General features: G+C 70.9%; 8 protein-coding genes, 1 pseudogene and 1 riboswitch. All 9 genes and pseudogenes read left to right on the forward strand.

What is annotated here, in order from left to right:
• The first annotated feature begins 22 nt into the window (after positions 1–22).
• Complete coding sequence (locus AB0F18_RS27955; RefSeq protein ID WP_362065526.1) at positions 23–1,315, forward strand: cytochrome P450; 1,293 nt, start codon at positions 23–25, stop codon at positions 1,313–1,315.
• 127 nt (positions 1,316–1,442) lie between these two features.
• Positions 1,443–2,522, forward strand: coding sequence for a transglycosylase family protein (locus AB0F18_RS27960; protein ID WP_362065529.1), 1,080 nt, complete (start codon positions 1,443–1,445; stop codon positions 2,520–2,522).
• Positions 2,523–2,797: 275 nt separating this feature from the next.
• A riboswitch (cyclic di-AMP (ydaO/yuaA leader) is annotated at positions 2,798–2,966 on the forward strand.
• A gap of 3 nt (positions 2,967–2,969) precedes the next feature.
• Complete coding sequence (locus AB0F18_RS27965) at positions 2,970–3,707, forward strand: transglycosylase family protein (protein ID WP_362065532.1); 738 nt, start codon at positions 2,970–2,972, stop codon at positions 3,705–3,707.
• A gap of 249 nt (positions 3,708–3,956) precedes the next feature.
• A complete protein-coding gene (eno, locus tag AB0F18_RS27970; RefSeq protein WP_045947571.1) occupies positions 3,957–5,243 on the forward strand; it encodes a phosphopyruvate hydratase in 1,287 nt (428 codons plus the stop codon).
• Between the two features lie 90 nt (positions 5,244–5,333).
• Positions 5,334–5,822, forward strand: coding sequence for a septum formation initiator family protein (locus tag AB0F18_RS27975; RefSeq protein WP_362065536.1), 489 nt, complete (start codon positions 5,334–5,336; stop codon positions 5,820–5,822).
• A gap of 52 nt (positions 5,823–5,874) precedes the next feature.
• Entirely contained in the window at positions 5,875–6,432 is a 558-nt protein-coding gene (locus AB0F18_RS27980) for a DUF501 domain-containing protein (RefSeq protein ID WP_362065539.1), read from the forward strand.
• Positions 6,429–7,370, forward strand: coding sequence for a Ppx/GppA phosphatase family protein (locus tag AB0F18_RS27985; RefSeq protein ID WP_362065542.1), 942 nt, complete (start codon positions 6,429–6,431; stop codon positions 7,368–7,370). Before AB0F18_RS27980 ends, AB0F18_RS27985 begins: the two co-directional genes overlap by 4 nt.
• Before the next feature lie 558 nt (positions 7,371–7,928).
• Complete coding sequence (locus tag AB0F18_RS27990; protein WP_362065545.1) at positions 7,929–9,314, forward strand: NAD(P)/FAD-dependent oxidoreductase; 1,386 nt, start codon at positions 7,929–7,931, stop codon at positions 9,312–9,314.
• Between the two features lie 229 nt (positions 9,315–9,543).
• Positions 9,544–9,886 (forward strand): annotated as a pseudogene (locus tag AB0F18_RS27995) (SAM-dependent methyltransferase); the annotation flags it as partial.

The raw sequence follows: 9,886 nt of genomic DNA on the forward strand, positions 1-9,886 counted from the left end.
CGAGCCGGGATACCGTCGACGGGTGCACGAGCAGACCCCGGACACCCCGCCCGCCCCCTCCGTCCCCCCGGCGCCGACCCTCTTCGACTGGGAGTTCGCCACCGACCCCTACTCCGCCTACGCCTGGCTGCGCGAGCACTCCCCGGTGCACCGCGCCACGCTCCCCAGCGGGGTGGAGGCCTGGCTGGTCACCCGGTACGCCGACGCCCGTCAGGCCCTCGCCGACCAGCGGCTGAGCAAGAACCCGGCGCACCACGCCGAGCCGGCGCACGCCAAGGGCAAGACCGGGATCCCCGGGGAGCGCAAGGCGGAGCTGATGACCCACCTGCTCAACATCGACCCGCCGGACCACACCCGGCTGCGCCGGCTGGTGTCGAAGGCCTTCACCCCGCGCCGCGTCGCCGAGTTCACCCCGCGCGTGCAGGAACTGACCGACCACCTCATCGACAAGATCGTCGAAAAGGCCGGGGCCGCGGGCAAGGGGGAGGCGGACCTCATCCACGAGTTCGCGTTCCCGCTCCCCATCTACGCCATTTGCGAGATGCTCGGCGTACCGCGCGAGGACCAGGACGACTTCCGCGACTGGGCCGGGATGATGATCCGCCACGGCGGCGGTCCGCGCGGCGGGGTCGCCCGCTCGGTGAAGCGGATGCGCACCTATCTCGGGGAACTGATCCACCGCAAGCGGGACGATCTGGGCAATGACCTCATCTCCGACCTGATCCGGGCGAGCGACCACGGAGACCACCTGACGGAGGCCGAGGCGACCGCCATGGCCTTCATCCTCCTGTTCGCCGGATTCGAGACCACCGTCAACCTCATCGGCAACGGCGTCCACTCCCTCTTCATGAACCCCGGCCAGCGCGCCCGCCTCCAGGCCTCCCTCGCGGCGGGCGAGAGCGCACTGCTGGAGACCGGGATCGAGGAGCTGCTGCGCTACGACGGTCCGGTGGAGCTGGCCACCTGGCGGTTCGCCACCCGGCCGCTGACCCTGGGCGGGCAGGACATCGCCGTCGGCGACCCCGTGCTCGTGGTCCTCGCGGCGGCCGACCGCGACCCCGCGCGCTTCGCCGACCCGGACACCCTCGACCTCTCCCGGAGTGACAATCAGCACCTCGGATACGGCCACGGGATCCACTACTGCCTCGGCGCCCCGCTCGCCCGGCTGGAGGGCCAGACGGCGCTCGCGACTTTGCTGAAGCGTCTGCCGGATCTGGAACTTGCCGTTCCCCCAACGGACCTGCGCTGGCGCGGCGGACTCATCATGCGGGGCCTGCGCACCCTCCCCGTCCGCTTCACAGTCCCGAACGACTGAGGCGCGGGCGAAGCCCGGCGGGGCCGCGGAACTGACCGGAATTCAGTACTCGGCCGAACTTGTGACATCCGTTCGAAGGCGGCTAGGTTCTGCCGTTACCCCGCCGTTATGCGAAAGGTGCAGCCTCATGCTTCCCGGGAACGGCCGCCACAGACGCCCCCGTCAGGTCCCCGCCATCGTCGTCACCGCCGGAGTCACCGGCTCAGCGCTGGCCCTGCCGCTACTCGCCGCCACCAGCGCGAGCGCGGCCGACACCGCGACGTGGGACAAGGTCGCCGACTGCGAGAGCGGCGGCACGTGGAGTGCCAACTTCGGCAGCGGAGCCTACGGCGGACTCCAGTTCACCCTGGAGCAGTGGAAGAGCGCGGGCGGACTGGAGTACGCCGAGCGCCCCGACCTCGCGAGCCGCTCCCAGCAGATCGCGGTCGCCGAGCGGGTGCTGGCGTCGCAGGGCCCCGAGGCGTGGCCGCTGTGCTCGGCCTCCGCCGGGCTGTCCAAGCAGGGGCCGAAGGCCGACGTGGACGCCGGCGACGCCAAGCCGCGGGACGCGGCCCCCGTCCAGACCCGGCCCGACGACTTCGTGCCCGTCCAGGGCTCCGGCCCGGCCTCCACGGACTTCGGGGCCCCGACCCCGGCGCCGGGCGCCGCGAACGGACTGCCGAACTTCCCGCTGGGGCCCTCCAGCGGACTGCCCGTCATGCCGGACCCGGACTACAGCGTGCCGCCCACGCCGACCACCGGCCCCACCGTCCCGCCCACCACCCCGTCGAACCCGGGCAACCAGGGCAACCAGGGCAACCAGAACGGTCAGGGCAACCAGGGCAACTCCAACAACCAGGCCAACCCGGCCAACCCGGCCAACCCGGTGGCACCGGGCACCCCGACCGCCCCCGCCGACCCGACGGCCCCCGCCACCCCCGGTGCCACGCCCTCCACTTCGCCCACTCCCGCCACGGGCGCGACCGAGGGCAACGGGAAGCACCGCGGCCCCGCGGCCGCGGAGGCGCAGACAACCCCTGGCGCGGCGTCAGCCGCCGCCGTGAAGCCCACCTACACGGTGAAGGCGGGCGACAGCCTGTCCGCCATCGCGGACGCCAACGGGGTCAAGGGCGGCTGGGACGCCCTCTACAAGGCCAACGAGCAGGTCATCGGTACGAACGCGGACCTCATCAAGCCCGGCCAGAACCTGGATCTAACCAAGAAATAGGGGTAGTTCGGGCGCCCTATTAGAGGCTGAATGTCCGTTATCGGCAAGTGAGACATGCATCTCTTCCGGACAACTGGCGTGTCTCGTTCCGGAACTTCCGCAAACCCCGCTCCGACCTGCGCAAACGTGCTCTTGAGGAACGCAAGTAGGCCGGTTTCTCCCCAAAATCACACGTTGAACATCGGGGAGGGACCTGTCTACCTTCTGAGTCGCCCGTCACCGCGGGCTCCTTCGACCGCATCGCCGAATCCTGCCGGCGGCCGGGGGGAACAGTCGTCGCGCAAGCGCCGTTGGCAGGAGCGGGGGAACCAAGGTAGGCGCCGGGAAAGGCCGTTGAGAGACGGCCCACGTACCGGCTAGGGGTGAAGACGCGCAACAGCGCGGCCGGGCAACTCATCCGCCCGAACCCGACAGCTCACCTCGAAGGCGTCGGTGAGGAGAATCTCCATGCTGCTTTCCGGCAAGGGCAAGCACCGCCGCGGCTCCAAGGCCGTCCGCATCGTCACGCTCGCCGGTGTCGCCGGTGTCGCGGTCGCCGCCCCGCTGATGGCCGCCGGCTCCGCCAGCGCCGCCACCGTGTCCGAGTGGGACAAGGTCGCCGCGTGCGAGTCCGGTGGCAACTGGTCCATCAACACCGGCAACGGTTACTACGGCGGCCTCCAGTTCTCCGCCTCCACGTGGGCCGCGTACGGCGGCAAGGCGTACGCCTCGCAGGCCAACCAGGCCAGCAAGTCCCAGCAGATAGCCATCGCCGAGAAGGTCCTCAAGGGCCAGGGCAAGGGCGCCTGGCCGTCCTGCGGCGTCGGCCTGTCCAACTCCGCCTACAACGGCGGCGGCTCGACCTCCACCCCGGCCAAGCCGAAGCCGGAGACCAAGCCGGCCCCGGCCAAGCCCGCCCCGGCGAAGCCCTCCACCCCGAAGGCCGACACCGAGACCAAGAGCACCGGCTCCGGCTCGGGCAACTGGACCCCGTCCAAGCCCGCCCCGTCGAAGCCGTCCGCGCCGAAGACCGGTACCCCGGCGACCGGCAACGGCTCGTACACGGTCAAGGAGGGCGACACCCTCGGCACCATCGCCGAGGCCAACGGCGTCAAGGGCGGCTGGGAGAAGCTGTTCGAGCTGAACAAGGACACCGTCCAGGACGCCGACCTGATCTTCCCGGGCCAGAAGCTGAAGCTCAGCTGAATTCCCGCGTAACACCGGCACGGCCCGTGGCATCGACGCCCGGCGCGCACCCCCGCGCGCCGGGCGTTCGGCATGTCCGGGCCGACTTTTCCAGGGCTCTATGTCCTGGAAGACGGGTATTCGGACCCTTTTTCGTCCCAGGACCCGGGCGGTCGGCTGGCCGACCGCCCGGAGCCGGTTAGGCTCTAGTCGGCGAGGCCGTCCCAGGCCCCACGCCACCGCACACCCAGCGTCACATCCCAGAAGGAGATGCTCGTGCCGTCCATCGACGTCGTCGTAGCCCGGGAAATCCTGGACTCCCGAGGCAACCCCACGGTCGAGGTCGAGGTGGGCCTCGACGACGGCAGCACCGGCCGTGCTGCCGTTCCGTCCGGCGCCTCCACCGGTGCCTTCGAGGCCATCGAGCTCCGTGACGGTGACCCCAACCGTTACATGGGCAAGGGCGTCGAGAAGGCCGTCCTCGCGGTCATCGAGCAGATCGGCCCGGAGCTCGTCGGCTACGACGCCACCGAGCAGCGCCTGATCGACCAGGCCATGTTCGACCTCGACGCCACCGACAACAAGGGCTCGCTCGGCGCCAACGCCATCCTCGGCGTCTCCCTCGCCGTCGCGCACGCCGCGTCCGAGGCCTCGGACCTGCCGCTCTTCCGCTACCTCGGCGGCCCGAACGCGCACCTGCTGCCCGTTCCGATGATGAACATCCTCAACGGCGGGTCGCACGCCGACTCCAACGTGGACATCCAGGAGTTCATGATCGCCCCGATCGGCGCGGAGTCCTTCTCCGAGGCGCTGCGCTGGGGTGCCGAGGTCTACCACACCCTCAAGAAGGTCCTGCACACCAAGGGCCTCTCCACCGGCCTCGGCGACGAGGGCGGCTTCGCCCCGAACCTGGAGTCCAACCGCGCCGCGCTCGACCTCATCATCGAGGCCATCAAGCAGGCCGGCTACACCCCGGGCAAGGACATCGCGCTCGCGCTCGACGTCGCCGCGTCCGAGTTCTACAAGGACGGCAAGTACGAGTTCGAGGGCCAGTCCCGCTCGGCCGCCGAGATGACCGACTACTACGCCGAGCTTGTCGAGGCGTACCCGCTCGTCTCCATCGAGGACCCGCTGTTCGAGGACGACTGGGCCGGCTGGAAGACCATCACCGACCGCCTGGGCTCCAAGGTCCAGATCGTCGGCGACGACCTCTTCGTCACCAACCCCGAGCGCCTGGCCCGCGGTATCGAGGAGGGCTCCGCGAACGCCCTGCTCGTGAAGGTGAACCAGATCGGTTCCCTGACCGAGACCCTCGACGCCGTCGAGATGGCCCAGCGCAACGGCTTCAAGTGCATGATGTCCCACCGCTCCGGTGAGACCGAGGACGTCACCATCGCCGACCTCGCCGTCGCGGTGAACTGCGGTCAGATCAAGACCGGCGCCCCGGCCCGCTCGGACCGCGTCGCCAAGTACAACCAGCTGCTGCGCATCGAGGAGATCCTCGACGACGCCGCCGTGTACGCGGGCCGCAGCGCCTTCCCGCGCTTCAAGGGCTGAGTCCTCGCCTAGCCTCCCTACGTCCCCGCACTCGGTCCCGTACCGTGTGCGGGGACGTATTGCGTAGCGCGCACAAGGGGAGGCGGATCAATGGCCGGGAACCGGGATCGGTTCTCCACCTTCTCCACGGCGACCAGGCTCCGGCAGCTCGGCGAGCGGACCGCGGCCCACGTCTACCGCTCGCAGTCCCGCCGGCAGGTGCGCCGCAGCCGGCTCACCGGCCGGGCGGCGCTGCTGGTGCTCGTCCTCTGTACGCTGGTCGTCGCCCTCGCGTACCCGATGCGCCAGTACGTCTCCCAGCGCTCGGAGATCGCGGACCAGCAGCGGGCCGCCGCCACCGCGCGCAAGCGCCTCGAACAGCTTCGCGACGAGAAGGCGCGCTGGCAGGACCCCGCCTACGCGGAGCAGCAGGCGCGCAGGCACCTGCACTTCGTGCGCCCGGGGGAGATCGGCTACATCATGACCGACCCCGGAGCCGCGGCCGCGGAACACCGCCGCGGCGGCCAGGGCGGATCCGACCGCCCCTGGTACTCCAACGTCTGGGACGGCGTCGACAAGGCCGACCGCCCCGGCGACTGAACCACCCCTCACGACCGTCACGTACGACCGAACGAAGAGACTTCCTCCAGGCATGCAGACGCCCCCGCCCCAGACCGACCGGACCGAGCCGACCGACGCCGACATCGAGGCGTTCCAGCAGCAGCTCGGCCGCCCGCCGCGCGGGCTGCGCGCCATCGCGCACCGCTGCCCCTGCGGCCAGCCGGACGTCGTCGAGACGGCCCCGCGCCTCCCCGACGGCACCCCCTTCCCCACGCTGTACTACCTCACCTGCCCGCGCGCGGCCTCCGCGATCGGCACGCTGGAGGCCAACGGCGTGATGAAGGAGATGCAGGCCCGCCTCGCCGAGGACCCGGAGCTCGCCGCCGCGTACCGCGCGGCGCACGAGGACTACATCCAGCGCCGCGACGCCATCGAGGTGCTCCAGGGCTTCCCGAGCGCCGGCGGCATGCCGGACCGGGTGAAGTGCCTGCACGTGCTCGTCGGCCACTCGCTGGCGGCCGGCCCCGGGGTGAACCCGTTCGGCGACGAGGCCCTGGCGATGCTGCCGGAGTGGTGGGCCAAGGGCCCCTGCGTCACCCCGTGCGGCGACCGGGCGAAGGAAGAGGAGCAGGGAGGGGAGTCCGCATGACGCGGGTCGCCGGCATCGACTGCGGTACCAACTCCATCCGCCTCCTCGTCGCCGACTGCGACCCGGCCACCGGGGAGCTGGTCGAGCTCGACCGCCGGATGACCATCGTCCGGCTCGGCCAGGGCGTGGACAGGACCGGCCGGCTGGCCCCGGAGGCGCTGGAGCGCACCTTCGCGGCCTGCCGCGAGTACGCCGCGGTGATCAAGGAGCTGGGCGCCGAGCGGGTCCGTTTCGTGGCCACCTCGGCCTCGCGCGACGCCGAGAACCGGGCGGACTTCGTCCGGGGCGTCCTGGACATCCTGGGCGTGGAGCCCGAGGTGATCTCCGGCGAGCAGGAGGCGGAGTTCTCCTTCACCGGCGCCACCAAGGAGCTCACCGGCCGCACCCACCTGGAGCGGCCCTTCCTGGTCGTGGACATCGGCGGCGGCTCGACGGAGTTCGTCGTCGGCGAGGACCACGTCCGGGCCGCCCGCTCGGTCGACGTGGGCTGCGTCCGCATGACCGAGCGCCACCTGGTGGTGGACGGCGAGGTCACCGACCCGCCGACGGCCGGGCAGGTCGACGCCATGCGCGCCGACATCGAAGCGGCCCTGGACCTGGCCGCCGAGACGGTCCCGCTGGACGAGGCGCGCACCCTGGTGGGCCTGGCGGGCTCGGTGACCACGGTCGCCGCGATCGCCCTGGGCCTGGAGGCGTACGAGTCCGAGCGGATCCACCACTCCCGGATCTCCTACGAGCAGGTCCGCGAGATCAGCGGGCGCATGCTGACGGCGACCCACGACGAGCGCTCGGCGATCCCGGTGATGCACCCGGGCCGGGTCGACGTGATCGGCGCCGGCGCCCTCGTCCTCCTCGCGATCATGGAGCGCGTCGGCGCCTCCGAGGTCGTGGTCTCGGAGCACGACATCCTGGACGGCATCGCCTGGTCCGTGGCCTGACCGGTCCGGCGGGGCGGGTGTACGAGGGGGCGTCCCTGCCGGGGCGCCCCCTCAAGCCGTCCGAGGGCGTTCCTGCGGCGGTCGTCGTCCGCGGCTGTGGCCGAATATCGCGTTCCACCCGATGAGTGGCTGGTGGGGCGGGGGAGCACGCCCGGGGCCAGGGCAGTGTGAGGGCTGTGCGCGGCTCACGGGAGGCCGAAAAGGCCCTCCTCCGAACGAGGTTCGTGAAGTTCTTCACAAGGAAAAAGGGCCCTCCAGGTCAACAAGAGGGTGGTTCGAGGGGTTCTCGGGGGTCGCAGGGCCGTTTCAGCACCTGTTTGTGCGATGCGCGGACGCTACGGGTTTCGTATCAGAGGTAAGGACGAAAGCCAGTGGTCCAGTCCGGTTGAGGCCTTGGAGGCCAGTTCAGCGCGGGTGAACAACGAATCCCGTTACACCGTGGTTCCCGTCGCGCGCCATGATCTGGGTCACGCGGGGCGCGCAGTGTAGCAGAGGTCTCCCAGCTCCTTGTGAAGGGGCTCACGAGCATCACCCCTTGGGGTGCTGGATACTCATCTCATGAGCACCACGGAGCGTCCCAGGATCCTCGTTGTAGGAGGTGGGTACGTAGGCCTGTACGCAGCCAAGCGCATCATGAAGAAGATGCGCTACGGCGAGGCGACCGTCACGGTCGTCGACCCGCGCTCGTACATGACCTACCAGCCCTTCCTCCCCGAAGTGGCCGCAGGCAGCATCTCGCCTCGGCACGTCGTCGTCCCGCTGCGACGCGTGCTGCCCAAGGCTGAGGTTCTCACCGGCCGGGTCACCAGCATCGACCAGGACCGCAAGGTCGCCGTCGTCACGCCGCTCGTCGGCGAGGCGTACGAGCTGCCCTTCGACTACCTGGTGATCGCGCTCGGCGCCGTCTCGCGCACCTTCCCGATCCCCGGCCTGGCCGAACAGGGCATCGGTATGAAGGGCGTCGAGGAGGGCATCGGTCTGCGCAACCACGTCCTCGAACAGCTCGACAAGGCGGAGTCCACGACGGACGAGAACGTCCGCCGCAAGGCCCTCACCTTCGTCTTCGTCGGCGGCGGCTTCGCCGGCGCCGAGACGATCGGCGAGGTCGAGGACATGGCCCGCGACGCCGCGAAGTACTACTCCACGATCAAGCGCGAGGACATGCGCTTCATCCTGGTCGACGCGGCCGACAAGATCCTTCCCGAGGTCGGGCCCAAGCTCGGCACCTGGGGCAAGGAGCACCTCGAGTCGCGCGGCATCGAGATCTACCTCAACACCTCCATGGACTCCTGCGTGGACGGCCACGTGGTGCTGAAGAACGGCCTTGAGGTCGACTCCAACACCATCGTGTGGACCGCGGGCGTCAAGCCGAACCCGGCGCTGGCCCGCTACGGCCTGCCGCTCGGCCCGCGCGGCCACGTGGACACCGCCCCGACCCTCCAGGTCCAGGGCACCGACTACATCTGGGCCGCCGGCGACAACGCCCAGGTCCCGGACGTCGCCTCCCGCAAGGCCGGCGTCGAGAACGCCTGGTGCCCGCCGAACGCCCAGCACGCGCTGCGCCAGGCCAAGGTCCTCGGCGACAACGTGGTCTCCGGCATGCGGGGCTTCCCGCAGAAGGAGTACGCGCACTCCAACAAGGGTGCGGTGGCGGGCCTCGGCCTCCACAAGGGCGTGGCGATGATCGTCATGGGCAAGATGAAGATCAAGCTCAAGGGCCGCCTCGCCTGGTACATGCACCGCGGCTACCACGGCATGGCCATGCCGACCTGGAACCGCAAGATCCGCGTCTTCGCGGACTGGACCCTCGGCATGTTCCTCAAGCGTGAGGTCGTCGCCCTCGGCGCCCTGGAGACCCCGCGCGAGGAGTTCTACGAGGCCGCCAAGCCGGCGCCGGCCCCGGCCGCCGCCGCTGCCCCGGCCGAGAAGGCCAAGGCCTCCTGACCCGGAGCACCGCACCGGTTCACTGAGCACGACCCCGAAGGGGCCGCCCGCCATCCGTGGTGCGGGCGGCCCCTCCGGCGTACCCGGGGCGCCGCCGCGCCCCCCGGCGCACGCCCGGTGGAGCGTTTGGTCAAAGGGTGCTCAAGGTGCGGTCCAGGGACGATTCGGCGGCGAATGGCCCCGAGCGGTTGTGGGTAGCCGGTTGGTCGGAACACCTGGAGGTGCCTCGATGACCGACGCCGCGCCGCGGCTGGCAGCCCTTGCCGAAACCCTGCTGGGCGCCCCCCTGCCCGTCCGCATACGTGCCTGGGACGGCAGCGAAGCCGGCCCCGCCGCCGGCCCCGCGCTGGTGCTCAACAACCGGCGCGCCCTGCGCCACATGCTGTGGAAGCCCGGCGAACTGGGGCTCGCCCGCGCCTGGGTGGCCGGGGACCTGACCGTCGACGGCGACCTGTTCGAGACGCTGGACAAGGTGGCCGGCCTGGTCTGGGAGCGCGAGCACGCCGCCGCGCCCGTCCCCGCCCGCCGCCCCCGCGCCGGCCTGGCCAAGCTCGCCGCCCTGCGCCCGCACC

The sequence above is a fragment of the Streptomyces sp. NPDC029216 genome (genome assembly GCF_040648015.1).
Taxonomy (GTDB): domain Bacteria; phylum Actinomycetota; class Actinomycetes; order Streptomycetales; family Streptomycetaceae; genus Streptomyces.

Excerpts from the sequence above, each read along its gene's own strand:
- AB0F18_RS27960 (WP_362065529.1), top strand. The coding sequence starts at position 1,443 with ATGCTTCCCGGGAACGGCCGCCACAGACGCCCCCGTCAGGTCCCCGCC.
- AB0F18_RS27965 (WP_362065532.1), top strand. The coding sequence starts at position 2,970 with ATGCTGCTTTCCGGCAAGGGCAAGCACCGCCGCGGCTCCAAGGCCGTC.
- eno (WP_045947571.1), top strand. The coding sequence starts at position 3,957 with ATGCTCGTGCCGTCCATCGACGTCGTCGTAGCCCGGGAAATCCTGGAC.
- AB0F18_RS27975 (WP_362065536.1), top strand. The coding sequence starts at position 5,334 with ATGGCCGGGAACCGGGATCGGTTCTCCACCTTCTCCACGGCGACCAGG.
- AB0F18_RS27980 (WP_362065539.1), top strand. The coding sequence starts at position 5,875 with ATGCAGACGCCCCCGCCCCAGACCGACCGGACCGAGCCGACCGACGCC.
- AB0F18_RS27985 (WP_362065542.1), top strand. The coding sequence starts at position 6,429 with ATGACGCGGGTCGCCGGCATCGACTGCGGTACCAACTCCATCCGCCTC.
- AB0F18_RS27990 (WP_362065545.1), top strand. The coding sequence starts at position 7,929 with ATGAGCACCACGGAGCGTCCCAGGATCCTCGTTGTAGGAGGTGGGTAC.